Below are 25,642 nucleotides of genomic sequence, written 5' to 3' on the forward strand. Positions count from 1 at the left end.
TACATGGAAAAGGAAGGAGTCCACGATGACCACCATCGACGACTCGAACACCACACCGCCGGGCTACTGGTTCGGCGAGATCGAGCACCGCCTCCGTTCACGGATGCGCGACGAGCTCCGCGAGCTCGGCCTGCGCCGTGGCGGCTGGCGTGTGCTGCACCTGCTCGCGGACGGACCCGCCTCGGCCGAGGAGCTCTCCGAGCGACTGCCCACAGGGCGGCGCGGCCACCACGGCCACGGCGGCGAGCGCGGACACGGCGAGCGCGGACACGGCGAGCGCCGCGACCCGCGAGCCGAGTGGATGCGCGGCCATGCCGAGGCGCATCATCCGCACCCCGGATACAACCGCGCCGACTGCGCTCACGCCGAAGACCCGCACGGGCCCGGCCACGAGCACGGACACGACCGCCCGCGCGACCACCACCACCACCACGACCACTCCACCGACCACTCGGCTGAGGGCGCGTTCGAGCGCGGCTTCGTGCGCGGTTTCGATCGCGGCGCCCGGTTCCATCGCCCGCCGTTCGGTCCGTTCGGACCCGTGCCGCCGTTCGGTCGCGGACACGGACGCGGCTTCGGCCACCGCCGACCCGGCATGGTCGACCGCGTGCTCGCGGACTTCGTCGAGCGCGGCTGGGTCTGGTTCGACGGCGACCGCGCCACGCTCACCGACGAGGGCCGGGCCGCACACGACGCCGCATTCGAGCGCGTGCGGAGCGTCAGGTCCTCCCTCGCCGACGGAGTCGACGAGCAGGACCTCGCCACCACCCTGGCGACCCTGCAGGCGATGGCCCGCAACCTCGGTTGGACGCCCAGCGACGCGCACTCCGACGAGCACGGCGACGAGCACGCCGACGAGGGCGACAGCCCCGACACCTCCGAACGGTGACCCCGGCGGCGCGCATCCCGGAGCCGGCCGACGAGCCGACCCGGGATGCGTCACCGGACCACCCGGGAACCCGATCGGCCCCATCGGCCCGCTCCACCTCCCGGCCTAGGATGGACGCATGACCCGAGGCCGCGAAGAGGTCGTGCTGCTCTCCGACGAGGGCGCACCGATCGGCACGGCCGACAAGGCCACCGTCCACACGACCGAGACGCCGCTGCACCTCGCGTTCTCCTGCCACCTGTTCGACGGCGAGGGCCGCATCCTCGTCACCCGGCGAGCGCTCGGCAAGGCGACCTGGCCCGGCGTCTGGACGAACTCGTTCTGCGGGCATCCCGCACCGGGCGAGTCCATCGAGGACGCCGTGCGCCGACGCGCCGCCGACGAGCTCGGAACCACGATCGACGACCTCATCGTCGTCCTCCCCGACTTCCGGTACCGCGCGGTGGACGCGGGCGGGATCGTCGAGTACGAGATCTGCCCCGTCTACACGGCCACGGTCGCCGGAGAGCTCCGGCCCTCCGCCTCCGAGGTCGCCGAGTGGGAGTGGGTGGACCCGCGCGTGCTGCTGACGGCCGTCGAGGCGACGCCGTGGGCGTTCAGTCCCTGGCTCACGCTGCAGCTGCCCGCCCTCTACGCCGACGACAGCGCCGAAGCTTCGGGTCAGCTGTGAGCGCGGCTCATATTTTCCACCTGTGTAATTGACTGTGGATAACTTCGTCCGCGTATGCCGGATGGCGAATCCATTCGTGGGCTCGCGGTCCGGTTCCGCGTCCTGACGCGGGATGCGAGGCGATCAGCCCGTGCGCGTCGCGTGGATGTGCTGCTCCAGCCACCAGGTGCGTCCCTCGTCGTCGGACACCCAGCCGTCCCAGTCGAACGCGTCGCCGGTGATCCGGGAGAAGTTCCAGCGGATCGGGCGCCCGTCGGTCTGGGTGCCGTCCTGGCGGATCCCGTCTCGGTGGTGGCCCGACGCGACGAGCGTGCAGAAGTCCCCCGCCACGGCCCCGAACCAGCTGACCCGCCACGCGCCGAGCACCGGATCGTAGACGCGGACCGTCGTCCCCTTCGCCTCGGCGGCGGACGGATCGCTCGGGCTGGGCGCGAGCAGGACGTCCTGCACCGCGCGGCCGCCGAGCGTGTACGCGAAGATCCACTCGGTCGTGAACTCGCTCCAGGCGCCGGACTCCTCGTCGAGGAAGCGGCAGTCGGCACGCCAGCTGCCGACGAGCTGCCCGAACAGCTGCATCCGCTGCGGCCGGGCGGCCGTCGGTCCCGTCGCGATCAGGGCCTGCGCGAAGGCCGCGTCGGTGGTCTCGCTCATGGTGCCCTCCCGGTGCCGGGTCAGCTGCCGGCGGTCGTCAGCTGGATGGGCGTCCCGCCTCGGTGACGGAGACGTCGGTGCGGTGGAAGTTGAGGTACGACCGCGAGGCCGTCGGGCCGCGCTGGCCCTGGTAGCGGGAGCTGTACTCCTGCGATCCGTACGGCTTCTCGGCCGCGGACGACAGCCGGAAGAAGCACATCTGGCCGATCTTCATGCCCGGCCACAGCTTGATCGGCAGGGTCGCCACGTTGCTCAGCTCGAGCGTGACGTGACCGGAGAAGCCGGGATCGATGAAGCCGGCGGTCGAGTGCGTCAGCAGTCCAAGGCGACCGAGGGAGGACTTGCCCTCCAGACGCGCCGCGACGTCGTCGGGCAGGCTGACCAGCTCGTACGTGGAGCCGAGCACGAACTCCCCGGGGTGCAGGATGAACGGCTGGTCGGCGTCCACCTCCACGAACCGGGTCAGCTCCGGCTGGTCCTCCGACGGGTCGATGAACGGGTACTTGTGGTTGTCGAAGAGTCGGAAGAACCGGTCGAGCCGCACATCCACGCTCGACGGCTGGACCATGGCGGGCTCGAACGGCTCGAGCGCGATGCGCCCGGCACCCAGCTCGGCCTTGATGTCACGATCGGAGAGAAGCACGCGCTCAGCCTATCGGGCCATCCGCTGCCGCGGTCGTCTTCGTTTCCGCCCGTCACTCGGCGCCATCGGCTGGCGACGGGACGGCCGGGGGGACGGGACCGGCGTCGAGCAGGAAGTCCAGGATGTCCGCCGTGCGGGTGCGCAGCTCCGGTCCGTGGCCGAGGCGCCAGGGCGCGTCCACCGGCACGAGGGTGCGATCGGCCACCGCGGCACGGACGCTGAGCGGGGCGCGGGTGAGGGCGAAGAGCGCGACGCTGCCTGCGACCATCGGCTCCAGCGCGGGGACGGGGCCGAGGGAGTGGCAGCGCGCCTCGGTGCGCACCACATCCACCAGCTCGGCGATCCCGTGCGGGCCGGCGCCGCGGCGGCGCGCGGCCGCCACCTCGCGCAGCGTGGCCAGAGCCGCCTCGGCGTCCTCCTCGCGCTCCGCCTCCGGGTAGTCGCTGATCCCGACCGTGCGGGCGAAGCGGCCGAACCGGGTCCCGGAGAGCCGGGTCGCCAGCTGCGCCAGGAGCGCGCGGTCGGCCGGCGACGGGCTCGCCGCGCGCGCGACGAGCCCCTCGATCCGCTCTGCGGTGAGCGCGCGCCAGTCGTTGCTGACGCCCGACTCGTCAACGTCGGGACGCTGGCTGAGCGGCAGGTAGCGGGCGAAGTCGGCCACGATCAGACCGCCCCGCCGGTCACCGTCCGCCCGAGCGGCGCTTGTTGTAGACGTCGAACGCCACGGCGAGCAACAGCACGAAGCCCTTGACGGCCTGCTGCCACTCGATGCCGATGCCCATGATCGACATGCCGTTGTTGAGCACGCCGATGATGAGGCCACCGATGATCGCACCGCCGATGGTGCCGACGCCGCCCTGCACCGCCGCACCGCCGATGAACGCGGCCGAGATCGCCTCCAGCTCGAAGCCGTCGCCCGCCTTCGGCCCGGCGAGGTTCAGCCGGGCGGTGAAGACCAGGCCGCCCAGCGCCGCGAGGAAGCCCATGTTGACGAACAGCCAGAAGGTGACGTTCCTGGTCTTGATACCGGAGAGCTCGGCCGCGTGCAGGTTGCCGCCGATCGCGTAGACGTGCCGGCCGAAGACGGAGCGGTTCATGATGATCCCGTAGATGAGCACGAGCACCGCGAGCACGATGAGCGTCACCGGGATGCCCTTGAACGTCGAGAGCGCGTACGCGAACAGCGCGATGCCCGCCGAGACCAGCACCAGCTTCGTGACGAACCAGGCGAGCGGCTCGACGTCCTGGTTGTAGCTCTGCCGGCCGCGGCGCACGCGCACCTGCTGCACGATCACGCCGATGATGGCCAGAACGCCGACGCCGAGGGAGAGCGGGTCGAGGTTCATGTCCCCGAACAGGTTCGTCAGGAAGCCGTTGCCGAGCGCGCGGTACTCCGCCGGGAACGATCCGATGTTGGCGTTGCCGAGCACCACGAGCGCCAGCCCGCGGAAGATCAGCATTCCCGCGAGCGTCACGATGAACGCGGGTATGCCGACGTAGGCGATCCAGAAGCCCTGCCAGGCGCCGACCGCGGCCCCCACGGCGAGCGAGAGGATGATCGACAGCCACCACGGCAGGCCGAGGTTCACAGCGAAGACGCCGGAGATCGCCCCGACGAACGCCGCGATCGAGCCGACCGACAGGTCGATGTGGCCGGCCACGATCACCATCACCATGCCGATGGCGAGGATGAGGATGTAGCCGTTCTGCACGATCAGGTTGGAGACGTTCTGCGGCCGCAGCAGGATCCCGCCGGTCAGGAACTCGAACAGCACGACCACCACGAGCAGGGCGAGGAAGATGCCGTTCTTGCCCAGATCGGTGATGACGTGCTGGATGCGGCGGGTGAACGCGTTGTCCGGCGGGTTGACCGCTGCTCCTGCGGCGGTCCCTGCGGTCTCGGCGGCGTCGTCGAGCTTGGTCATCGTTGCTTCTCCTGGGTCATGAGGGTGAGGACCGCCTCGGGGGTCGCTTCTTCGATGGGCAGTTCGCCCGTGATCCGGCCCTCCGACAGGGCGTAGACACGGTCGGAGATGCCGAGCAGCTCCGGCAGCTCGGAGGAGATGACGATGATCCCCTTACCCTGCGCCGCGAGCTCGTTGATGATGTTGTAGATCTCGTACTTGGCGCCGACGTCGATGCCGCGCGTCGGCTCGTCGAGGATGAGCACATCGGGGTCGGCGTAGATCCACTTCGAGAGCACGACCTTCTGCTGGTTGCCTCCCGAGAGCTTGCCCACCTTCGCCAGCACGGTCGGCGACTTGATGTTCATGCTCGTGCGGTAGCTGTTCGCGATCTCGTACTCGCGGTTGTCGTCGACGAGGCCGCCGGTGGAGAGCTTGTCGAGGGACGCGAGCGAGATGTTCCGCTTGATGTCCTCGATGAGGTTGAGGCCGTAGTGCTTCCTGTCCTCGGTCGCGTAGGCGATGCCGTGCTTGATCGCGTCCGAGACGGAGCGGATCTTGATCTCCCTGCCCGCCTTGAAGACCTTGCCGGAGATGCGCGTGCCGTAGGAGCGGCCGAACAGGCTCATCGCGAACTCGGTCCGCCCGGCGCCCATCAGCCCGGCGATGCCGACGATCTCGCCCCGGCGGACGGAGATGCTCACGTCGTCGACGACGACGCGGGACGGGTCCTGCGGGTGGTGGGCCGTCCAGTTCTCGACGCGGAGGATCTCGTCGCCGATCTCCGGGGTGTGGTCGGGATAGCGGTGCTCCAGGTCGCGGCCGACCATGTCCTTGATGATCCGGTTCTCGGTGACGTCGCCCTTCGAGATGGTCTCTATGGTGCGGCCGTCGCGGATCACCGTGACCGAGTCGGCCACCTTGCGGATCTCGTTGAGCTTGTGGCTGATGATGATCGAGGTGATCCCCTGCTCCTTGAGCTGGAGGATGAGGTCGAGCAGGTGCGCGGAGTCCTCGTCGTTCAGCGCCGCCGTCGGCTCGTCCAGGATCAGCAGCTTCACGCGCTTGGACAGCGCCTTCGCGATCTCGACGAGCTGCTGCTTGCCGACGCCGATGTCCAGGATCTTGGTCGTCGGGTTCTCCTTGAGGCCGACGCGGGCGAGCAGCTCGGCCGCCGCCGCGTTGGTCTTGTTCCAGTCGATGAGCCCGGCGAACCCCTTCACCTCGTTGCCGAGGAAGATGTTCTCGGCAATCGAGAGGTAGGGGCTGAGCGCCAGCTCCTGGTGGATGATGACGATGCCCTCTGCCTCGCTGTCGCGGATGGAGCCGAACTCCATCACGCGGTCCTCGAAGACGATGTCTCCGTCGTAGCTGCCGAAGGGATACACCCCGGACAGCACCTTCATGAGCGTCGACTTCCCCGCGCCGTTCTCCCCGCAGATGGCGTGAACCTCGCCGCGCGAGACGGCGATGGTCACGTCCTGCAGCGCTTTCACGCCGGGGAACGTCTTGGTGATGCCGCGCATCTCCAGAATGTTGGAGCTGGTCACTTCAGCTGCGCCTTTCTCCGGTGAAAGGCGGGCGGGGCGACCGGACGCCCCGCCCGCGGTCGGTCAACCCTTGATCTGCTTCTCGGTGTAGTAGCCGCCGTCGATCAGGACCGGCTGGATCTGGTCCTTCGTCACGATGACCGGCTCCAGGAGGTAGGACGGGACGACCTTCTTGCCGTTGTCGTAGGTCTTCGTGTCGTTGACCTCCGGCTTGTCGCCGCCGAGCACGGCCTTCGCCATCGAGACGGCCTCCTTGGCCAGCTCGCGGGTGTCCTTGTAGATGGTCGCGTACTGCTCGCCGGACTCGATCGCCTTGACCGAGTCGAGCTCGGCGTCCTGACCGGTGATGATCGGGAACTTGTCGCCGACCGAGTAGCCGGCGTCGGTCAGCGCGGAGATGATTCCGCGGGAGAGGCCGTCGTAGGGCGAGAGCACGGCGTCGACCTTCGAGCCGTCGGAGTATGTCTTGGTGAGGATGTCCTCCATGCGGCTCTGGGCGACCTCGCCGTCCCAGCGGAGCGTCGCGACGGTGTTGAAGTCGGTCTGCTTGCTCTTGACCACGAGCGTGCCGTCGTCGAGGTACGGCTTCAGCGTGTCCATCGCGCCCTTGTAGAAGAAGGTGGCGTTGTTGTCGTCGGGGCTGCCGGCGAAAACCTCGATGTTGAACGGGCCCTTGGGAGCGCTCGCCGCCTTCTTGCCTTCGAGGTCGGTCAGCTTCAGGCCGGCCAGGAGCGAGTTGGCCTGCTGCACGCCGACCTTGTAGTTGTCGAAGGTCGCGTAGTAGTCCACGTTCTCGGAGTCGCGGATGAGGCGGTCGTAGGCGATCACCTTGATGTCGCTGTCGGCGGCCTCCTGCAGCACGTTGGTGAGGGTCGTGCCGTCGATGGAGGCGATGATGAGCGCCTTCGCGCCCTTGGTGATCATGTTCTCGAGCTGCGACACCTGGGTCGGGATGTCGTCCTCCGCGTACTGCAGGTCGACGGTGTAGCCCGCGTCCTCCAGCTGCTTCTTGACGTTGTTGCCGTCGGCGATCCAGCGCTCGGACGACTTGGTGGGCATCGCGACGCCGATGAGGCCGCCGTCTCCACCTCCGTCGCCGGACGACGAGCCGGACGAGGACGAGCATGCCGCGAGCGACACGGCGAGGGCGCCGGTGGCCAGACCGGCTGTGATGAGGCGGGTGAGCTTGCGCACTGTGAATCCTTCTCCGTTGAATGCAGTGGTCGGCAGGACGCCGTGTGAGCGATCATATGAGCGCTCACATGGGGAAGATGTTCGCCCATCCTTCGGTCGCGTGTCAACCGTTTCTCCCAGAAATGTGACCGGTCAACGTGCCCGCCGCGCATCCCGCGCCGCCTCCGCGGCCGCCGAAGGGCACGTTGTTGTCGCTTTCGGGCGCCGAAAGTGACAACGACGTGCCCCTCGCGCGACGCGGGGCGGCGCGCGGCGGGTCGGCGGGGCGGCGCGCGCCGGGTCGGCGCGCGGCGCGTCAGCGGGCCGGCGCGGGGCCCGTGGAGCCGCGGACGATCAGCTCCGGCGCGGGGAACGGCGCCTCGAGCGGCGCCTGGCCCTCGATGGCCGCGAGCAGCACCGCGATAGTGCGGCGCCCCACCTCGGCGAAGTCCTGGCGGACCGTCGTGAGCGGCGGCAGGTAGTACGCGGCCTCCGGCACGTCGTCGAAGCCGATCACGCTCACGTCCTCCGGCACGCGCACGCCCGCGTCGTAGAGCGCGCGGATGAGGCCGAGCGCCATGTGGTCGTTGCCGGCGAAGATCGCGGTGAACGACCGCGCGCCGATCAGCTCCCGGCCGACGCGGTAGCCCCGCTCCGCGGTCCAGTCGCCGAGCAGCGGCGGCCGGGTCTCCAGGTCGGCGGCGGACATCTCGCGCAGGTAGCCGGTCATCCGCGCCTCGGCCTCGATCCAGTCCTGAGGTCCGGCGAGGTGGATGATCTCCGTGTGGCCCAGCTCGATCAGGTGCCGCACCGCCCGCCGGGCGCCCTCGATCTGGTCGGCGCCGAGTGCCGTGGGCGAGGAGGTGGGCGACGCCTGCAGAGTGAGGTGCGGGATGCGCAGGGTGGCAGCGTCCAGCACCCGGGACACCCGGATCTGCGGAGCGATCACGACGATCCCCTCGACGCCCTGCTCCAGCAGGTGCCCGAGGCCGGAGCGGATGGACGCCTCGTCGCGGCCGTCGATGTTGGCCGTGACGGTCAGGTAGCCTGCAGCGCGCGCGGCGACCTCGATCGCCTGGATGCTCGAGGCCGGACCCCAGAGCAGGCTCTCCGCGGAGAGGATCCCGACGGTGCGTGTCCGGCTGGTCACGAGCGCGCGCGCCGCGGAGCTCGGCCGGTAGTCCAGCTGCTCCATCGCCGCGAGCACGCGGTCCCTGGTCTCGGCGCGCAGGCTCGGGTGGTCGTTGAGCACGCGCGAGACGGTCTGGTGCGACACTCCCGCGGCTCGCGCGACGTCGTAGATGGTCGGCGCGCGATCCGTCGGCGACGACTCGGACATCGAAACCCCTTCAGTGGTAACGGACGCTACCCTATGGGATCAGGCCGTGTGAGCGCTAACGCAGTCCGCTCGCACCCCCGTCGCGGTCACTGTCGCCATCGCTTCCGGAGTTGTTCACGCTCCGCCGCGGCGTGTTGCGGGAAGAACTCCGGAAGCGATGGCGGGGACGCCGTCAGCGCACGGTGAAGGGTGCGCCGAGGAGGTCGGCGGGGCGCGAAGACGAGCCGACCAGCAGCTCGAAGTCACCCGCCTCGACCAGGCGGACGCCGTCCGCGTCCACGATCGTGCACTCCGCGACCGGGAGCGTCAGCCGCACCCGCGCGAACTCGCCGGGCGCGAGGTCCACCTGGCGGTACGCCTTCAGCTCGCGATCCGTCCAGCTCACGCTCGTGACCGTGTCCCGCACGTACAGCTGCACGGTCTCCCGCGCCGGGCGGTCGCCGGTGTTGCGCACCGTGACCTCCGCCTCGATCAGGTCACCGGCGCCGAGCTCTGTGCGCGCGAGTGCCAGGTCGGCGTACTCGACGGTCGTGTACGAGAGGCCCTGGCCGAACGCCCAGGCGGGCTCCTGCGTGAGATCCGCATAGCGGTCGCCGTGCTGCCCGCGCAGCTGGTTGTAGTACGTCGGCTGCTGGCCGGCGTGGCGGGCGAACGAGATGGGCAGCCGGCCGGAGGGCTCGATGGCCCCGGTGATCAGCTCGGCCAGCGCCCGGCCGCCGAGCATCCCTGGGTTCGCCGCCCAGATCACCGCGGCCGCGTCGGCGACCGACGGCGGGAGCACGAGCGGCTTGGAGGCGAGCAGGATCACGACCACCGGCTTCCCGGTGGCGATCAGCGCGTCGAGCAGTGCGTTCTGCCCGCCGATCAGCTCCAGCGTCGCCGTGGAGCGGCCCTCGCCGACCAGCTCGATCCGGTCGCCGACGACGGCGACGACCACATCCGACTCCGACGCGGCGGCGACCGCCTCCGCGATCAGACCGGCGTCGGGCGGGCACGGCACAACGAGTGGGGGCCGGGGCTGACCGTCCGGGAACGTGCTGCCGAGCGGATCCTCCGCGAGCGTGAGGATGTCGGCGCCACGGGCGTGGCGGACGTCGAGGCCGTCCACGGCCTCGAGCCCGTCGAGCACCGTCGTGATCATCTCGCGCGGCTGGCCGTCCAGCCAGCCCGCCTGGCCGGATCCGCCGGCCCAGTCGCCGAGCTGGGTCTGCGCGTCGTCGGCGAGCGGCCCGACGACCGCGACGCGGACCGGAGCGGCCGGCGCGCCGGCCGCGAGCGGCAGCGTCCCGTCGTTCTCCAGCAGCACGAGGGAGCGGCGGGCGACCTCCAGGTTGAGCGCGGCGTGATCGGCGCTGCCGACCACGGCGTCCATGCGCTCGGAGGGCAGGCGCGGGTCCTCGAAGAGCCCGAGGTCGAACTTGAGCGTGAGGATGCGCGCGACGGCCGCGTCGAACGCGTCCTCGGCGAGCAGCCCCCTGGCCACCGCCTCCAGCGCGCCCTCGAAGAACAGCGGCGTGGTCATCACCATGTCGTTGCCGGCCTTCACGGCCGCGGCGGCGGCGTGCGCGTAGTCCGGTTGCACCTTCTGCTCCCAGACCATGCGGCCCACGTTGTCCCAGTCGGTGATGAGCGTCCCGGTGTAGCCCCACTCGCCGCGGAGCACCTCGCTGAGCAGCCAGTCGTTCACGGTGATCGGCACGCCGTCGGTGCTCTGGTAGCCGAGCATGAAGGTGCGGCAGCCCTCGCGGGCGACGCGCTCGAACGGCGGCAGGAACCAGCTGCGCAGCTTCCGCCGGGAGATGTCCGCCTCGCTCGCGTCGCGGCCGCCCTGCGTCTCCGAGTAGCCGGCGAAGTGCTTGGCCGTGGCGAGGATCGCCGTCGGGTCGTCGAGGCCGTCGCCCTGGTAACCGCGGACCATCGCGCTCGCGAGCTCGCCGATGAGGTACGGGTCCTCGCCGAACGTCTCGCTCACCCGGCCCCAGCGCAGGTCGCGGGCGATGCAGAGCACCGGCGAGAACGTCCAGTGCACGCCGGTGACGGCGACCTCCTCCGCGGTGGCGCGCGCGACGCGCTCGATCAGCTCCGCATCCCACGACGCCGCCATCCCGAGCTGGGTGGGGTAGATGGTGGCGCCCGGCCAGAACGAGTGGCCGTGGATGCAGTCCTCGCCGACCAGCAGCGGGATGCGCAGCCGGGTCTGCGAGGTGAGTCGGTTCGCCTCCAGGATGCGCTCCGGGGAGGTGTGCAGGATGGAGCCGGCGTGACGGCGCAGGATGTGGTCCTGCAGATCGTCCCGCGCATCCAGCTGCAGCATCTGGCCGACCTTCTCCTCGACCGTCATGCGGTCGAGGAGGTCGGCGACGCGCTCGGCGGTGGTCAGCGACGGGTCCTGGTACGGTAGCGCTCCTTCGGGGTGGACGGCCTGCGTGCTGGGCAGGGTCGACGTCATTCGGTGGTGCCTTCCGTTGTGCGGACCTGGGTGACGGTGTCGTTGATGTTCAGGCCCTTCTTCTTCATGGCGCGGGCGCGCTCGCCTGCGGAGCGCAGCCGCGGGTTGACGTACTCGTCGATGCCGAAGTTGATCAGGGACAGGGCCGTGCCGAGCAGGGCGATGCAGAGTCCCGCGGGCACGTACCACCACCAGTAGTCGGGGAATGCGTTGTTCTGCTGCGCCCAGAACAGGATGGTGCCCCAGTTCAGGTTCGACACCGGGATGACGCCGACGAACGCGAGGGTCGTCAGTCCGAGCACGGCCGCGGTCATGGTGCCGACGAAGCTGGAGGCGATGATCGCCATCAGGTTCGGCAGCATCTCGACCAGGATGATGCGGTGCAGCGGCTCGCCGTTGGCGCGCGCGGCCTGGATGAAGTCGCGGTTGCGCAGCGACATCGTCTGGGCGCGCAGCACGCGCGCGCCCCAGGCCCAGCCGGTGAGGCCGAGCACGCCGGCGATGAGCCACAGCGGCGGGTCCTCGAACTGCGAGGCCACGATGATCATCAGCGGCAGCGCGGGGATGACGAGGAACACATTCGACAGCGCGGACAGGGATTCGCTCTTCCAGCCGCGCAGGTAGCCGGCGGTGACGCCGATGGCGATCGCGACGACCGTGGCCATGATGGTCGCCAGGAAGCCCACGATGAGGACGCCGCGGGTGCCGTAGACCACCTGGGCGAACACGTCCTGGCCGATGTGCGTCGTTCCGAGCAGGTGTTTGAACGACGGCGGCTGCAGCGTCTCGTCGAGGTGCTGCGCGTTCGGGTCGCCCGGAACGATCAGCGGGGCGAAGATCGCGACGAGCACGAAGACGCCCATGATGATGAGACCGGTCGCTGACTTCCGGTTGCTGAACATCGCGAGCGACGCGCGCAGCTGGGAGCCGAACGTGACCTTCGCCCGCGTGGCGGGGAGCGGTCGCGCGGCGAGCACGTGCGCGGTCTCCGGGACGCCGATGCCCGTGGGCTGCGCCTCGGCCGGCGCCTTCTCGGTGGCGGGGTCGGGAGAGATGCGGGTCATGGTCAGGCCTCCGTCTGGCGGGTGCGCGGGTCGAGGATGGCGTAGGCGATGTCCGCCAGGATGTTCGCCACCAGCACCGCCAGGACGAGCACGAGGAAGATGCCCTGCATCAGCGCGTAGTCCTTGGCGCTGGTCGCGTTGAGCAGCAGCAGTCCGATGCCGGGATAGGAGAAGATCATCTCCATCACGAGCGTGCCGCCGACGATGAAGCCGAGCGCGAGCGCGAAGCTCTGGATCTGCGGGAGCACGGCGTTGCGGGCCGCGTAGCGCCACATCACCCGCCGGTTCGGCATGCCCTTGGCCTGCGCGACGGTGATGTAGTCCTCGTCGAGCACCGTGAGCATCATGTTCCGCATCCCGAGCACCCAGCCGCCGAGGGAGACGACCACGATGGTCGCCACCGGGAGGATGGCGTGCGAGACGACCTCGCCGATGAACTCCCCGTTCCAGCCCGGGTCGACGCCGAGCCCGAAGGCGTGCCCGGCGGGGAACCAGCCGAGCGTGGTCGAGAACACGGCGATGAAGATCAGCCCGAGCCAGAAGTACGGGATGGCGCCGAGGAACGTGGTCACCGGGACGAACACGTCCAGCCTGCTGCCACGCTTCCAGCCGATCACCGCGCCGAGGGCCGTGCCCGTGACGAACGAGATGATGGTGGCGACGCCGACCAGGCCGAGCGTCCAGGGCAGGGCGGAGCCGATGGCCTGGCCGACCGGGGCCATGCCCGCGGAGATCGAGTAGCCGAGGTCGCCGTGCAGCAGGTTCCCCCAGTACTCGAGGTACTGCTGCCAGAGCGGGACGGACTTGTCCAGGCCGAACAGCGCCCGCAGCGCGTGCTCGGCGTCCGGGGTGAGCTCGCCTCGGCTGCGCGCCATGTACGAGTCCACCGCGTCGCCCTTCATCATGCGCGGCAGGAAGAAGTTGATCGTGATGGCGGCCCACGCGGTGAACACGTAGAACGCCACGCGCCCGCCGATGAAGCGCCAGGGCACGCGACGCCCGCTGCGCTCCGCACGGGCGGCCGTCGTCCCGACGAGCGTCGGGTCGACCGTTGCTTGCGAATCCGCGCTCATCGCGCACCTCCCGAGGTCTGTGCCGACAGTTCCCGGAAGTGCTTCTCGGGGTCGGGCGATGCTGCGCGCAGTTCGCGCGTGTACGGGTCGCTCGGGTTCAGGATGACGTCGTCCGCCGTTCCGCGCTCGACGACCCTGCCCTGGTTCAGCACCATGATCTCGTCGCTGAAGTGGCGGGCGGTCGCCAGGTCGTGGGTGATGTACAGCACGCCGAGCCCCTCCTCGCGCTGCAGGTCGGCGAGCAGGTTGAGCACGCCGAGACGGATCGAGACATCCAGCATGGACACCGGCTCGTCGGCGACGAGGAGCGCAGGACGGGACGCCAGCGCCCGCGCGATCGCGACACGTTGACGCTGGCCGCCGGAGAGCTCGTGCGGGCGGCGATCGATCACCGCGTCCGCGTCCAGGCGCACCCGGAGCAGGAGGCGGCGCACCTCGTCGTCGACCTGCTTGCGCGGGACGACGTCGTCGAGCCGCAGCGGGCGCTCGATGTGGTGACGGATGGAGTGGTACGGGTTCAGCGAGGCGAACGGGTCCTGGAACACCATCCGCAGCTGCTGGCGGTACTTCCGCAGCCGCTTGCCGGAGCGCGGGATCGGCTCGCCGTCGAGCAGCACCTCTCCGCTCGTCGGCGTCTCCAGCTGGGTGAGGATCTTCGCGATCGTCGACTTGCCGCTGCCCGACTGTCCGACCAGGCCGATCGTCTGCCGCGATGTGAGGGTGAAGCTGACGTCGTCGAGCGCCTTGAGCTGACCGGCGCCGCGGACGTTGTAGAGCTTCGTGACGTTCTTGAACTCGAGCGTGGTCATCGTGCGACCACTCCTCTCTCTCCGGTCAGGCGCGGGAACGACGCGAGCAGCTTGCGGGTGTACTCGTGCTGCGGGTTCTCCCAGATCTGCTCGGCCGTCGCCAGTTCGACGATCTCGCCCTCGCGCATGATCGCGATGCGGTCGCTGATCTCCAGCAGCAGCGGCAGGTCGTGGGTGATGAAGACGACAGAGAAGCCGAACTCGTGGCGCAGCTGCGAGATCTGCTTGAGGATCTCGCGCTGCACGAGCACGTCGAGCGCGGTCGTCGGCTCGTCCATCACCATCAGCTGGGGACGGAGGGCGAGGGCCATCGCGATCATCACGCGCTGGCGCATCCCGCCGGAGAGCTCGTGCGGGAAGGAGCGCGCCCTCTGGCCGCCGACCTTGACGATCTCGAGCAGCTCGACGACCGCGGCCCGGCGCTCGGCGCGGCTCAGTTCCGGCCGGTGCACGAGGAACACGTCGTCGAGCTGGGAGCCGATCGTCGCCACCGGGTTCAGGGCGTTCATCGCCCCCTGGAAGACCATCGAGATCTTGTCCCAGCGGAACCGGCGCATCTGCTCGACGTCGAGGGCGTTGATGTCGACGTCGTCGCCGCCCTTGTCGTGGAAGACGACGCTGCCGCTGGTGATGACCGCCGGCGGACGGAGGAGCCGCTGGACGCCGTAGGCCAGGGTGGTCTTACCGCAGCCGCTCTCGCCGGCGAGGCCGACGATCTCGCCGCGCTGGATGTCGAGGGTGACGTTCTTGACCGCCGCGACGGGCGGGTCCACGTCGTACACGACCGAGAAGTCGCGCACCGAGAGAAGGGAGTCTGTCATGGGCACATCGCTTTCCTGCTGTCCGCGACGCGTCCGGGGCGGACTCGGGTCGTGAGACCGTGGTCCACCCCGGACGCGGGTGGGGTGGTTACTTCGCGGGCTTCAGGTTCATCAGCACCTGAACGGCGGACGGCTGCGTCGGGTCGGCCGTCGCGTACTGGTCGTCCTCGCTCGGCCAACCGGTGTACGAGCGGGTGTTGTACTGACCCAGCATCGGGTGCGTGCCGATCGGGATGGCCGGGACGTCGTCGACGAAGATCTTCTGGATCTTGTTGAGCGCCGCCGTGCGGGCCGCGTCGTCGGACGCCTGCGCGTACTCCTTGAGCAGGGCGTTCGCCGCCGGGTTGTTGTAGCGCCCGAAGTTGTCGGCGACCTTGCCGCCGTCGGCCTGGTCGAGGTACGCGCCGTTCATCACGTCGTCGTAGATGTGCCACGGGTTCGAGCCCGAACCGCTCCAGTGCAGCGCGGCGTCGAAGTTGCCGGTCGCGATGTTGGCGGTCCAGGTGTCCGCGTCGGGGGTGGCGACCTTCGCGTCGGCGCCCAGGGTGTTCTTGACCTGGGTGGCGACCAGCTGGATGCCGGTGACGTAGTCGTTCCAGCCCTGCGGGTCCTGCAGGGTGAAGGAGACGGGCTTGCCGGACGGGTCGATCAGCGCCTTGTCCTTCCAGGTGTAGCCCGCGTCGGTGAGGACCTTCTTCGCGCCGTCGACGTCGATGGAGAAGTTCTTGTCCTTGTACTCCGGGGCGATGTACTGGTCGCCCGTCGGCTGCGGGATGCCCGTGACGTTGGTCAGCTCGGGGCCGGCGTTGCCGCGCGCCTTCTCGGCGTGCGCCTTGCGGTCGATGACCATGTTGACGGCCTTGCGGAACGCCACGTCGTTGAACGGCGCCTTGGTCGTGTTGACCAGGATCATGTCGGGGCTCAGGACGTTGGCGCCCCAGAACACGTTGTGCTTCTTGTCCTTGTCGACGTAGTTCTTCTGGTAGTCCGTGATGAAGATCTGCGCCCAGTCGGCCTCACCGTTCTGCAGCGCGCGCAGCAGGCCGGTGTTGTCGTTGTACTCCAGGTACTTCAGCTCGGGCACCGGGACCGTGCCGCCCCAGTAGTCCTTGCGCGCCGTGAGCACGACGCCCTGCGAGGAGAAGCTCTTGATCGTGTAGGGGCCGGTGCCGATGGCGTCCTTGACCGCGTCCTTCGTCGGGTCCGCGATGTCCTTCCACTGGTGCTCGGGCACGATCGCCGTCTGCAGCACGTCGCCCTGCTTGACGAACTTGGACTCCGTGAAGTTCAGGACGACGTTGTCGCCGTCCTTCTTGACGTCGGCGAGCTTCAGCCCGGCGAGGTCGAGCGCGGGGGTCTTCTTGATGAGGTCGAAGGTGAAGACGATGTCGTCGGCCGTGAACGCCTTGCCGTCGCTCCACTTCACGTCCGCGCGCGGGGTGACGGTGAGCTGCGTGTAGTCGGCGTTCCACTGGACCTTGGACGCGAGCCACGGGGTCGTCTCGTTCTTGCCGACCGGGTTGACGAGCGCGAGCGGCTCGAAGATCATCCGGTTATAGCCGAGCGACTGGCCGGAGCCGGTGCCGATGAACGGGTTGTTGATCTGCGTCGCCAGGACGGCGGGTCCGTCCGGCTTCGCGACGGTGAGCGACTTCGAGCCGCTCGATGCGTTCGATCCGCCGGAGTCGTTGGACGAGCATCCCGTCAGCGCCAGGGCACCGAGAGCGACGATCGCCGCGCCCGTGATCGCGTATTTCCTAAGCCTCATTGCTTCTCCTTCGTGACGGCACATCCGTTGTGCCTGTGGTGCAGGTGGTGGGCTGAACCTAACTTGCTTACTGGTCAGAAAGCAAGCTGAGGAGAGGTTACTCAGTGGTAAGCTCGGCCGCAACCAGCACCAAACGAAGGACGATGCGGGATGGCTACGACCAGCGGCAGCGCCCATCCGCGCCCGGAGACCAAGCGGAAACGCGAGGAGATCCTGCGTGCCGCGATCGAGACCTTCGGGACCAAGGGGTCGACCAACGGCACCCTCTCCGACATCGCCGAGCAGGTCGGGATGACCCATGCCGGCGTGCTCCACCACTTCGGCTCCAAGCAGAAGCTCCTGCTCGAGGTCCTCGACTTCCGCGACCAGGACGACGTCGCGCACCTCGCCGACCAGCACATCCCCGGTGGGCCCGCGCTGTTCATGCACCTGGTGCACACCATGATCCGCAACGCCGCCCGCCCCGGCATCGTGCAGGTCTACACGGTGCTCTCCGCCGAGTCCGTCACCGAGGAGCACCCCGCGAAGGACTACTTCCACGACCGCTACCGCGTGCTCCGGGACGACGTGGACGCCGCCTTCCGCGAGCTCTGCGAACAGGAGGGCGTCACCGACCCGACCTCGATCGACAAGGCCTCGGCGGCGATCCTCGCCGTCATGGACGGCCTCCAGCTCCAGTGGCTGCTCGACCCGGCCGTGGTCGATCTCGCCGAGGCGAGCGAGTTCGCCATCCAGGCGATCGTGAACGCCGTGCTGCGCCCCGGGCCCGGGCTGTCGACGTACGTGCGGGAGGAATGAGCACGGGGCCCGCGTAGGGTGGGGCCTGATGACTGAGAGCAACGTCCTGTCCGACCCCTCCGAGCGACGACGGCTGGAGGAGTGCGTCAAGGAGCCGATCCGGACGCCGGGCCGCATCCAATCGCACGGGACGCTGTTCGTCGTCGACGCCGCGAGCTTCGAGATCGTGGTGGCGAGCGAGAACGCCGCCGAGTGGCTCGGCCGGTCGGTCGCCGAGCTCGGCAGCCCGTCCCTCGAATGGAGCGTCGCATCCCCGCCGCACGGCGACCCGGTCCGCGTCGAGCTCGGCGCGCGCCGCTTCGACGCGGTGACGCACGGCCTTGGGAACCGGGTGGTGCTCGAGCTCGAACCGATCGAGGAGGGGCGCGACCTGCCCACCCCGTCCGTCGTCGGCGCGATCCGGACGCTCGGCGCGATCGACGACCCGGACGACCTGCGGCAGGCCGCGGCCGAGGAGATCAAGCGGATCACCCAGTTCGACCGGGTGATGGTCTACCGGTTCTTCCCCGACGGCCACGGCGAGGTCGCGGGCGAGGCCGCCGAGCCCGACATGGATGCGTACCGCGGCCTGCGCTTCCCCGCCTCCGACATCCCGCAGCAGGCCCGATCGCTCTACGTCACCAAGCTGTCCCGCGCGATCGTGAGCACGAGCGACGAGGGGACCGCCCTGGTCTCGAGCGACGCCGGCGCCGCGCCGATCGACCTGAGCCAGGCGGAGCTGCGTGCCGTCTCGCCGCACCACCTGCAGTTCATGCGCAACATGGGCCAGGCGTCCACCGTGTCCTTCTCCCTGATCAGCGACGGCCGGCTGGTCGGGATGATCACGTGCGCGCACCGCACCGAGCGGCAGATGCCGATCCTGCTCCGCCGGGCGCTGGAGGTCCTGACGACGCAGGTGACGCTGCAACTGGAGTCGCTCGAGTCGATCGCGCGGTTGCGCCACGACCTGACCGTGCGCGAGCGGCGCGCGAACCTGCTCTCCGACGTGCTCGCCGCGGACGATGTCCTGCCTGCCCTCGCCGAGCAGGGCGGCGAGCTGCTCGACCTGGTCGGCGCCGACGGCGCCGTCCTCGCCCTCGGCGAGATGAGCCGCGGGATCGGGCATGTGCCGGAGGGCGACCGCGGCGAGCTGCTCGCGGCCCTCGGCACGGAGTACTTCTGCACGGACGAGCTCGCGCGCACGCACCCCGCGCTGTCGACGCTGCTGCCCGGCGTCGCCGGGGTGCTCGTCGTCCCGGTCGCCGGCGGGGCGCTGGCGTTCTTCCGCCGCGAGGTCACCCAGGTCATCCGCTGGCTCGGGGATCAGTCGGCCGATAACCGGGACACCCCGCTGTCGCCGCGCCGGTCGTTCTCGGAGTGGCGGCAGAGCGTGCAGGGCACCGCGATCGCCTGGGGATCGACCGCGGAGGAGGCGCGCGACCTCGGCCGCGAGCTCACCCGCGTCATCGACAGACGCACCGAGACCCGGCTGGCGCGGCTCGCGCTCGTCGACCACCTCACCGGCCTGCAGAACCGGCGCGCGTTCGAGCACCAGCTCGACCGCGCCGTCGCCGAGGAGCGGACGGGGGTCGTTCTGTTCATCGATCTCGACGGGTTCAAGGAGATCAACGACGGGCACGGCCACGAGGCCGGCGACACCGTGCTTCGCACCATCGCGAAGCGGCTCACGGGCGCATCGCGCGACTCCGACGTCATCGCCCGGCTCGCCGGCGACGAGTTCGTGGTGCTCTCGCGCGACACCTCGCTCGCCGGCGGCGAGGCCTTCGCCGGCCGGCTGATCGCGGTGGTCGGGGAGCCGATCGACACCGCGTTCGGCCCGGTCGCCGTCACCGCCTCGTGCGGCGTGGTCGACGTCCGCAGCGGAGGGACGCCGAAGCAGCTGCTGGACGCGGCGGACGCCGCGATGTACCGGGCGAAGAAGGCGGGGCGCAACCGCGTCTGCGTGTGACGGCCTACGGCGTCCACTCCTCGGCCAGCAGGCCGTAGTTCATCCCGTCCATCCAGACGCCGGAGCGGTGCAGCGCGGTGGCGCGGCTGAACTCCTCTCGGCGCATGCCGATGCGTTCCATCAGGCGCCAGGACGGCTCGTTCGCGGCGAAGCAGCCGGCGTGCACCCGCCGCAGGCCCAGCGGCTCGAAGCAGGCTCCGATCGCCGCGCGCACCGCCTCGGTCGCGTACCCGCGGCCCTGGGAGGCGGGGTGGAACGTCCAGCCGAGCTCGGCCTGCGTGCCGCGCGCGGCCTCGGCCACCTCGTCCTGTGCCCAGCCGTCCTCGACGCGCACCATGATGTCCCCGATCGGCAGGCCCGCCTCCCCCGGGCGGCCCGGGTCGTGCAGCTCGACGATCAGCAGGCTCGCCAGCCGGGCCGCGTCCGTGAACTGCGCTCGATAGGTCTCGACGTCACCGGGTGCGCGCGTGATCCACTCGGCGACCTCGGGCAGCCTCCGCCAGGTCCACGTGGGCTCGGCGTCGGACGCGACCGCGCGGCGCAGCCGGAGACGCTCCGTGCGGAGGGGCCACGCGATGGCGGTGAGGGGATCCATGCAGCCACCGTAGCAAGGCCGTGGCGCGACACTGCCGGGCCGTCGCAGAGCCCCCGCCGGCTCAGCGCGCGGGCTGGGCGGTGGACCGTCGCGGGATGATGCGCCCGTGCTCCGGCGCCGGCACGGAAAGGGTGAGGGACGGCTCGAGCTGGCGCAGCATGGCCGCCGCCGCCTACCGGCCGAGGGCCTCCGGGTGGAGGTCCACCGACGTGATCGACGGCTCGCCGGTGCGCAGCCGGTCGGCGTCCGACCCGCACACGACGCGGACGTCCTCCGGCACCCGGACGCCGCGCTCCAGGAGCCGGTCCACCAATCCGCGCGCGTGGTCGCTGGTCTGGCAGTAGACGCCGTCCGGCAGCTCCGGGAGCGCCAGCAGTTCGTCCGCGGCCCGCGCTCCCGCCGCGCCCGCACCCAGCTCGGGCGCGCGGACGACCAGCTCCGCAGCACCGCGCTCGCGCATCCGCTCGCGGTAGCGCTGCTCGGTGGCGAGGTTCCATTCGATCGCGTCGCATCCGGTCACCAGTGCCGGGCGGGTCGCTCCCGCCGCCGCGAGGTGGTCGAGTACGCGATCGGTGATCGCCGGCGTCGCGATGTCGACGACCTGGGGGTCGCCCGGGTCGTTCACATCCGCCCCGACCAGGGTGTACGGGGTGCCGCTGGAGCGCAGACGGGCGACGAGGGGGTCGTCGGCGACCGGATCCGTGACGACGATCCCGTCGCAGGCGTATGCGGTCACCGGGGCTCCCGGCACCGTCGGGTCGGCGACGAGCATGAGCGCGTAGCCGTGCTCCAGGCAGGTGAGGGCGGCGGCTCCCGCGAATCGCGGGAAGTAGTCGACGTCACTCAGGTACTCGGGATGCTCCCCCACCGCCGGGCGCAGCACCAGGCCGACGACCCCGAGCCGGCTGCGTCGCAGACCGCTCGCCACGACATCCGGGTGGTAGCCGAGCTCCGAGGCGGCGGAGCGCACGCGCGCCTGGGTCGCCGGATTCACGACGCCGTTCCCGGAGAAGGTGTGCGACACGGTCGTGACCGACACGCCCGCCCGCCGGGCGACGTCGCGGATGGTCGAACGCTGCCGGGGCATGGTCGCATCCTATTCACCGGGATCTTCTTGCCCAAATCGTTTTGGGTACGTAGCGTGCCGTTCCAGCGCGAACGACGACGTTCCGCGCACCCGAGCGCTTCCGCAGAATGACCTGGAGGATCCCGTGTCAGACAGACCACCCATTCAGACACCGGCACGGACGGAGGAGCCGGCGCGGGCGACGGCCGCCGACAGCCCGACGCGCGTCGAGACGCACGGCATCGACTACATCCCCTCCACCGAGCGTCACGGCCGCCCGCGCGACCTCTTCGCCGTGTGGGCCGCGCCCAACGTCAACTTCCTCGCCGTGGTGATCGGCGCGACGCTCATCGTGCTCGGCCTCAATCTGTGGCAGGCGCTCGCGGCGATCGTGATCGGCAACGTCTTCTCGATCGTCACCGGCATCGTCGCCGGGTCCGGTCCCGCCGCCGGCACCCCGAGCGAGGTCATCACCCGGGCGATGTACGGCATCACGGGCAACCGGTTCAACGTCGCGATCGCCGGCTGGCTGATCAGCGTCTGCTACCTCGCCATCAACTGGGCGGCGGCGACCACGGTGCTCGTCGGTCTGCTCGGCCGCCTCGGGGTGCCGCCGACCGCGTGGACGATCGCCGTGAGCGCCATCATCATCGCCGCCGTCACGATGGTCATCAGCGTGTACGGCCACGGCCTGATCATGCGGCTCTACCAACCGCTCGCGCTCGTGCTCGCACTGATCTTCGCCGTCATGGCGTTCTTCGTCGTGAGCGGGGCGCACTGGGACTTCGCACCGGCCGAACCGCTCTCGGGCACCGAGCTCGTGGCGATGATGGCGGCGGGCATCGCGCTGGTCGCGTCCGGTCCGCTCTCCTACACGAACAGCGCCGACTTCTCCCGCTACCTGCCGTCGGCCACGCGCGTGCGCGATGTCGCCCTGTGGACGACGCTCGGGATGGTGATCCCCGGCATCCTCGCGACCTTCGTCGGCAGCCTCGCGGCGAGCGCCGTCGACATGACGTCCCCCGAGGCCGGGCTCGAGCGCTTCCTGCCCGCCTGGTTCGCGCCGGTCTTCCTCCTCTCGGTGATCATCGGCACCATCGCCAACAACGCCATGACGGCGTACAGCTCGGGCCTCGCCCTGCAGGCCGTCGGCATCAGGCTCCCCCGCTCGCGCACCGTGCTTCTCGACGGGACCGTCGGCGTCGCGATGACGCTGTTCGCGTTGCTCGTCTGGAACTTCCTCGACAGCGTCTCGAGCGCCCTCCAGCTGGCCGTCACGATCCTCGCCCCGGTCATGGGCGTCTACCTCGCCGACATGCTGTGGCGCCGTAACCGGTACGACGGACCCGCGCTCGCGGAGACCTCGCGCACCAGCCGGTTCTGGTTCAGCGGCGGTTTCCACGTCGCCGGCACGGTGGCGGTGCTCGCCGGCATCGCCTGCTCGCTGATGTGCAGCGCGACGCTCGTCTTCGTCGGCCCCGTCGCCGCGGCACTGTCCGGTGTCGACCTCTCCATGCCGGTCGGCCTCATCGTCCCGTTCGTCGTCTATCTCGTGATGGTGCGGTCGTCGCGCCGGTCGAAGGAGTCCCTGTGAGCACGCTTGTCCATTACCGCGGCGGAGCCGTCTTCACCTCGGACACCCGGCCGTGGGCCGAGTCGATCGTGGTCGAGGACGGACGCATCGCCTTCGTCGGCGACACCGTGACCGCCGACGCCTTCCCCGTCGACGACGTGGTCGAGCTGGACGGAGCGGTCGTGCTGCCCGGCATCGTCGACGCGCACACGCATCTCGTCGGCCTCGGCGAATCGCTGACGCAGGTCGATCTGCGAGACGCCGCGGACGTGGCGGAGATCCAGTCGCGACTGGCGGACGCCGCGGCGGCCGATCCCGGCGCCGAGCGCCTGCTCGGACGCAGCTGGCTGTTCTCCGCGCTCGGCGGCCGGACGCCGCATCGCGACCTGATCGACGCCGTCGTCTCTGACCGTCCCGTCTACCTCGAGGCGAACGACTCCCACTCGGCGTGGCTGAACACCGCGGCGCTCGCCGAGCTCGGCATCGACGACGGCACGCCGGACCCGCTGGGCGGGAGGATCGAGCGGGACGCCGAGGGCGCGGCGACCGGCTGGCTGCTGGAGAACGCGTCGCTCGGGCTCATGCGCGACCGGCTGGACGCGCTGACCCCGGATGCGGAGCGCGAGCGCGCCCTGCGCGCCGCCTTCGACGCCTACCGGCAGGCCGGCGTCACCGCCGCAGTCGACATGGCGCTCGGCGAGGCGGACCTCCGCGCGCTCGTCGCTGTGCAGGATGCGGACGACGGACGGCTCCCGATGCGCGTCGCCGCGCACTGGGCCGTGCACCGCACCGGCGCGACGGCGGGCGATCTCGCCGGCGTGGCCCGCGCGATCGAGCTGGCGCGCGAGCATCCGGGACCGTGGCTGCGCATCACCGGCATCAAGCTGTTCGTGGACGGCGTGATCGACAGCTGCACCGCCTCGATGCGCGCGCCGTTCGCGAACGGATCGCACCCGGAGGCGATGTGGGATCTGCCGTCGCTGTCGGCGGTGGTGACGGCAGCGGACGCTGCGGGACTGCAGGTCGCGATGCACGCGATCGGGGATGCCGCCTCCGCGCTCGCCCTCGACGCGCTCGAGGCCGCGGTGGAGGCCAACGGCCCGCGCTCGGATCGCCGGCATCGCATCGAACACCTGGAGACGGTGGACGCCGCCACCCCCGTCCGTCTCGCCCGGCTCGGCGTCGTCGCCTCGGTGCAGCCGGTGCACGCCGACCCCGCGATCCAGGAGAACTGGCGCGCCATGCTCGGCGACGAGCGCATCGAGCGCGGCTATCCGTGGGGCGAGCTCGCGGACGCGGGGGCTACGCTCGCGCTCGGCACGGACGCCCCGACGGCGCCGCACGGCCCGCTGGCGAACCTGTACATCGCGGCGACCCGCCGCTCCGCGGTGGACCCCGCGTTGCCGGCGAACGTCCCCGGCAACGCGATGGCGGTCGCGGACGCGGTGCGCCGGGCGACGCGTGACGCCGCGTACGCCTCACGGTGGGAGGGCGAGCTGGGCGTCCTCCGCACGGGAGCGGCGGCGGACTTCGTCGTGATCGACGCGGACCCGTTCCGCGACGGACCCGAAGTGCTGCTCGGCGCGGACGTGAGGCTCACGGTGCTGGCCGGCGAAGTCGTCCACTCGGCCGCGCTGTTCCGCTGACGCGGGCGCCACGGGGCGTCCCTCCCGGCTCACACCAGGAACAGCGTCGCGCACAGCAGCGCGATCGCGAGGCCGAGGAGGGTCGCCCGCAGCGGAATGATCGACTCCCAGCGGTCCTGCAGGGCGCGCGCGTTCGCGGGGGTCTCGCCCGAAGCCGCGGCGGCGGTGAGGACAGCGTTGATGGGCTTGGCGATCCTCGCGAAGAGCAGCAGCCAGACGAGCAGCAGCACGAGACCGGTCGCGGCGAGGACGCCCGCCCACGGCGAGACGCCGAGGAAGGCGAGCGCGACGGTCGCCGCGGTGGCGATCGTGCCGCCGATGCCGATGACGGGGAAACGGCGGTCGCCGTAGTAGTGGCCACGGCCGACGATGCGGACCATCGTGCGGTCGTCGAGCTCGGCGTAGACCGCGCGCTGGACGACGGCGACGCTCATGTCGGTGCCGAAGATGACGGCGAGGCTGAGGATGGCGAGGATGGCGGTGATGCCGATGGCGATGGACATTTCTTCTCCGATCGAGTGGACACGGGCCGTGTCGCATGGTGTTAGCAACGCTAACTGTTAGCGGTGCTAATGTAGCCGCATGCCACGTTCAGCGCAAGACTCCGAACGATTCGTCGAACGCGAGGCCCGCATCATCCGGACCACCCGGGAGATCGCCGAGCGCGAGGGCTGGCCCGCGGTGACCGTCCGCCGGCTCGCCGAGGAGATCGGCGTCAGCCAGCCGATCCTGTACCGGCACTTCCCCGGCGGCCGCGACGACATCGTCGGACGGGTCGTCATGGCGGGCTACGCGGAGCTTGCGACAGCCATGGAGGTCGGCGGGGACGGACCCGGCGCCCTCCCCGCACTCATCGCCGCCTACCTCGACTTCGCCCGCGCGCATCCATCGACGTACGAAGCGATGGCGTCCGCGCGCAGCGGCATCGCATTCGCCTCCGACGACACCCCCGAGGTGCTCCGGCGCGGGTTCGAGCTGCTCACGCGCGCCGTGGGCGGGGTCGACGCGAGGGACCGCGCGGTGCGCGCGGAGCTGCTGTGGAGCACGCTGCACGGCATCAGCCAGCTGGCAGCGCACGGCCGGTTGGACGCGGATCTCGACGGCGAGCGGGAGGAGGCCGTGGCCTCGCTGTTCCGGCGAGGCGCCTCCGCCTAATTTACCAATCGGTACATATTTGCGTTTCCTCGGTCCGAGGGCTATCTTCATTTTGTAC

The 25,642-nt window shown here is 70.3% G+C and carries 23 protein-coding genes; 7 read left to right on the top strand and 16 right to left on the bottom strand.

All coding sequences use genetic code 11. The features are described from left to right. Positions 1-25 precede the first annotated feature (25 nt). The gene (locus AAME72_RS05660) at positions 26-889 is read left to right on the top strand and encodes a hypothetical protein (protein ID WP_348789266.1); all 864 of its coding nucleotides are present in this window, start codon (positions 26-28) and stop codon (positions 887-889) included. A gap of 118 nt (positions 890-1,007) precedes the next feature. Continuing rightward, on the top strand, positions 1,008-1,559 hold the full coding sequence (gene idi, locus AAME72_RS05665) for an isopentenyl-diphosphate Delta-isomerase (RefSeq protein WP_348789267.1): 552 nt from the start codon (positions 1,008-1,010) through the stop codon (positions 1,557-1,559). A gap of 123 nt (positions 1,560-1,682) precedes the next feature. Here the strand turns inward: idi and AAME72_RS05670 are convergent, their stop codons facing one another. The 13 genes from AAME72_RS05670 to AAME72_RS05730 all read right to left on the bottom strand — a co-directional run bounded on the left by AAME72_RS05670 (position 1,683) and on the right by AAME72_RS05730 (position 16,803). Continuing rightward, entirely contained in the window at positions 1,683-2,210 is a 528-nt protein-coding gene (locus AAME72_RS05670; protein ID WP_348789268.1) for a hypothetical protein, read from the bottom strand. Positions 2,211-2,247: 37 nt separating this feature from the next. Beyond that, positions 2,248-2,853, bottom strand: a complete 606-nt coding sequence (dcd, locus tag AAME72_RS05675; RefSeq protein ID WP_348789269.1) for a dCTP deaminase — start codon at positions 2,851-2,853, stop codon at positions 2,248-2,250. A gap of 52 nt (positions 2,854-2,905) precedes the next feature. Further along, on the bottom strand, positions 2,906-3,514 hold the full coding sequence (locus tag AAME72_RS05680) for a hypothetical protein (RefSeq protein ID WP_348789270.1): 609 nt from the start codon (positions 3,512-3,514) through the stop codon (positions 2,906-2,908). Between the two features lie 19 nt (positions 3,515-3,533). Beyond that, positions 3,534-4,778 carry a multiple monosaccharide ABC transporter permease gene (gene mmsB / locus AAME72_RS05685; RefSeq protein ID WP_348789271.1) on the bottom strand — a complete coding sequence of 415 codons (1,245 nt, stop codon included), beginning with the start codon at positions 4,776-4,778 and terminating at the stop codon, positions 3,534-3,536. Then, a complete protein-coding gene (gene mmsA, locus AAME72_RS05690; protein WP_348790210.1) occupies positions 4,775-6,283 on the bottom strand; it encodes a multiple monosaccharide ABC transporter ATP-binding protein in 1,509 nt (502 codons plus the stop codon). Before mmsA ends, mmsB begins: the two co-directional genes overlap by 4 nt. 87 nt (positions 6,284-6,370) lie before the next feature. Then, on the bottom strand, positions 6,371-7,501 hold the full coding sequence (chvE, locus tag AAME72_RS05695) for a multiple monosaccharide ABC transporter substrate-binding protein (protein ID WP_348789272.1): 1,131 nt from the start codon (positions 7,499-7,501) through the stop codon (positions 6,371-6,373). A 295-nt stretch (positions 7,502-7,796) separates the two neighbouring features. After that, positions 7,797-8,819, bottom strand: coding sequence for a LacI family DNA-binding transcriptional regulator (locus tag AAME72_RS05700; RefSeq protein WP_348789273.1), 1,023 nt, complete (start codon positions 8,817-8,819; stop codon positions 7,797-7,799). 172 nt (positions 8,820-8,991) lie between these two features. Further along, positions 8,992-11,268 (bottom strand): glycoside hydrolase family 3 N-terminal domain-containing protein, encoded by a 2,277-nt coding sequence (locus AAME72_RS05705; protein ID WP_348789274.1) that lies wholly within the window; start codon positions 11,266-11,268, stop codon positions 8,992-8,994. Further along, positions 11,265-12,170 (bottom strand): ABC transporter permease, encoded by a 906-nt coding sequence (locus AAME72_RS05710; protein ID WP_348790211.1) that lies wholly within the window; start codon positions 12,168-12,170, stop codon positions 11,265-11,267. The genes AAME72_RS05705 and AAME72_RS05710 overlap by 4 nt, the downstream gene beginning before the upstream one ends. 164 nt (positions 12,171-12,334) lie before the next feature. Beyond that, positions 12,335-13,405, bottom strand: coding sequence for an ABC transporter permease (locus tag AAME72_RS05715; protein WP_348789275.1), 1,071 nt, complete (start codon positions 13,403-13,405; stop codon positions 12,335-12,337). Continuing rightward, the gene (locus tag AAME72_RS05720; RefSeq protein ID WP_348789276.1) at positions 13,402-14,214 is read right to left on the bottom strand and encodes an ATP-binding cassette domain-containing protein; all 813 of its coding nucleotides are present in this window, start codon (positions 14,212-14,214) and stop codon (positions 13,402-13,404) included. Before AAME72_RS05720 ends, AAME72_RS05715 begins: the two co-directional genes overlap by 4 nt. Then, positions 14,211-15,035, bottom strand: a complete 825-nt coding sequence (locus AAME72_RS05725) for an ABC transporter ATP-binding protein (protein WP_348789277.1) — start codon at positions 15,033-15,035, stop codon at positions 14,211-14,213. Before AAME72_RS05725 ends, AAME72_RS05720 begins: the two co-directional genes overlap by 4 nt. Positions 15,036-15,123: 88 nt before the next feature. Further along, complete coding sequence (locus tag AAME72_RS05730; RefSeq protein WP_348789278.1) at positions 15,124-16,803, bottom strand: ABC transporter substrate-binding protein; 1,680 nt, start codon at positions 16,801-16,803, stop codon at positions 15,124-15,126. A 150-nt stretch (positions 16,804-16,953) separates the two neighbouring features. On the opposite strand from AAME72_RS05730, the gene AAME72_RS05735 reads away from it, so the two are divergent. After that, complete coding sequence (locus AAME72_RS05735; RefSeq protein ID WP_348789279.1) at positions 16,954-17,601, top strand: TetR/AcrR family transcriptional regulator; 648 nt, start codon at positions 16,954-16,956, stop codon at positions 17,599-17,601. 28 nt (positions 17,602-17,629) lie between these two features. Continuing rightward, complete coding sequence (locus AAME72_RS05740) at positions 17,630-19,549, top strand: diguanylate cyclase (RefSeq protein ID WP_348789280.1); 1,920 nt, start codon at positions 17,630-17,632, stop codon at positions 19,547-19,549. A 4-nt stretch (positions 19,550-19,553) separates the two neighbouring features. Here AAME72_RS05740 and AAME72_RS05745 read toward each other — a convergent pair whose 3' ends face one another. Both AAME72_RS05745 and AAME72_RS05750 read right to left on the bottom strand, forming a co-directional pair. Then, the gene (locus tag AAME72_RS05745; RefSeq protein WP_348789281.1) at positions 19,554-20,144 is read right to left on the bottom strand and encodes a GNAT family N-acetyltransferase; all 591 of its coding nucleotides are present in this window, start codon (positions 20,142-20,144) and stop codon (positions 19,554-19,556) included. Positions 20,145-20,316: 172 nt separating this feature from the next. After that, positions 20,317-21,231 (bottom strand): LacI family DNA-binding transcriptional regulator, encoded by a 915-nt coding sequence (locus AAME72_RS05750; protein WP_348789282.1) that lies wholly within the window; start codon positions 21,229-21,231, stop codon positions 20,317-20,319. A gap of 124 nt (positions 21,232-21,355) precedes the next feature. On the opposite strand from AAME72_RS05750, the gene AAME72_RS05755 reads away from it, so the two are divergent. Then, positions 21,356-22,804: a cytosine permease gene (locus AAME72_RS05755; RefSeq protein WP_348789283.1), complete on the top strand. Its 1,449-nt coding sequence runs from the start codon at positions 21,356-21,358 to the stop codon at positions 22,802-22,804. Continuing rightward, positions 22,801-24,429 (top strand): amidohydrolase, encoded by a 1,629-nt coding sequence (locus AAME72_RS05760; protein WP_348789284.1) that lies wholly within the window; start codon positions 22,801-22,803, stop codon positions 24,427-24,429. Before AAME72_RS05755 ends, AAME72_RS05760 begins: the two co-directional genes overlap by 4 nt. Positions 24,430-24,458: 29 nt before the next feature. On the opposite strand, the gene AAME72_RS05765 is transcribed toward AAME72_RS05760, so the two are convergent. Continuing rightward, on the bottom strand, positions 24,459-24,932 hold the full coding sequence (locus tag AAME72_RS05765) for a DUF1772 domain-containing protein (protein ID WP_348789285.1): 474 nt from the start codon (positions 24,930-24,932) through the stop codon (positions 24,459-24,461). A gap of 79 nt (positions 24,933-25,011) precedes the next feature. Here AAME72_RS05765 and AAME72_RS05770 point away from each other — a divergent pair, with 79 nt between their 5' ends. Further along, the gene (locus tag AAME72_RS05770; RefSeq protein WP_348789286.1) at positions 25,012-25,584 is read left to right on the top strand and encodes a TetR/AcrR family transcriptional regulator; all 573 of its coding nucleotides are present in this window, start codon (positions 25,012-25,014) and stop codon (positions 25,582-25,584) included. Positions 25,585-25,642 lie beyond the last annotated feature (58 nt).

It is taken from the genome of Leifsonia sp. NPDC080035 (genome assembly GCF_040050925.1).
GTDB lineage: Bacteria > Actinomycetota > Actinomycetes > Actinomycetales > Microbacteriaceae > Leifsonia.

Bases quoted from the DNA above. Each gene is read 5' to 3' on its own strand.
- AAME72_RS05660 (WP_348789266.1), top strand. From the start codon at position 26: ATGACCACCATCGACGACTCGAACACCACACCGCCGGGCTACTGGTTC.
- idi (WP_348789267.1), top strand. From the start codon at position 1,008: ATGACCCGAGGCCGCGAAGAGGTCGTGCTGCTCTCCGACGAGGGCGCA.
- AAME72_RS05670 (WP_348789268.1), bottom strand. From the start codon at position 2,210: ATGAGCGAGACCACCGACGCGGCCTTCGCGCAGGCCCTGATCGCGACG.
- mmsB (WP_348789271.1), bottom strand. From the start codon at position 4,778: ATGACCAAGCTCGACGACGCCGCCGAGACCGCAGGGACCGCCGCAGGA.
- mmsA (WP_348790210.1), bottom strand. From the start codon at position 6,283: ATGCGCGGCATCACCAAGACGTTCCCCGGCGTGAAAGCGCTGCAGGAC.
- AAME72_RS05700 (WP_348789273.1), bottom strand. From the start codon at position 8,819: ATGTCCGAGTCGTCGCCGACGGATCGCGCGCCGACCATCTACGACGTC.
- AAME72_RS05705 (WP_348789274.1), bottom strand. From the start codon at position 11,268: ATGACGTCGACCCTGCCCAGCACGCAGGCCGTCCACCCCGAAGGAGCG.
- AAME72_RS05710 (WP_348790211.1), bottom strand. From the start codon at position 12,170: ATGTTCAGCAACCGGAAGTCAGCGACCGGTCTCATCATCATGGGCGTC.
- AAME72_RS05715 (WP_348789275.1), bottom strand. From the start codon at position 13,405: ATGAGCGCGGATTCGCAAGCAACGGTCGACCCGACGCTCGTCGGGACG.
- AAME72_RS05720 (WP_348789276.1), bottom strand. From the start codon at position 14,214: ATGACCACGCTCGAGTTCAAGAACGTCACGAAGCTCTACAACGTCCGC.
- AAME72_RS05725 (WP_348789277.1), bottom strand. From the start codon at position 15,035: ATGACAGACTCCCTTCTCTCGGTGCGCGACTTCTCGGTCGTGTACGAC.
- AAME72_RS05730 (WP_348789278.1), bottom strand. From the start codon at position 16,803: ATGAGGCTTAGGAAATACGCGATCACGGGCGCGGCGATCGTCGCTCTC.
- AAME72_RS05735 (WP_348789279.1), top strand. From the start codon at position 16,954: ATGGCTACGACCAGCGGCAGCGCCCATCCGCGCCCGGAGACCAAGCGG.
- AAME72_RS05740 (WP_348789280.1), top strand. From the start codon at position 17,630: ATGACTGAGAGCAACGTCCTGTCCGACCCCTCCGAGCGACGACGGCTG.
- AAME72_RS05745 (WP_348789281.1), bottom strand. From the start codon at position 20,144: ATGGATCCCCTCACCGCCATCGCGTGGCCCCTCCGCACGGAGCGTCTC.
- AAME72_RS05750 (WP_348789282.1), bottom strand. From the start codon at position 21,231: ATGCCCCGGCAGCGTTCGACCATCCGCGACGTCGCCCGGCGGGCGGGC.
- AAME72_RS05765 (WP_348789285.1), bottom strand. From the start codon at position 24,932: ATGTCCATCGCCATCGGCATCACCGCCATCCTCGCCATCCTCAGCCTC.
- AAME72_RS05770 (WP_348789286.1), top strand. From the start codon at position 25,012: ATGCCACGTTCAGCGCAAGACTCCGAACGATTCGTCGAACGCGAGGCC.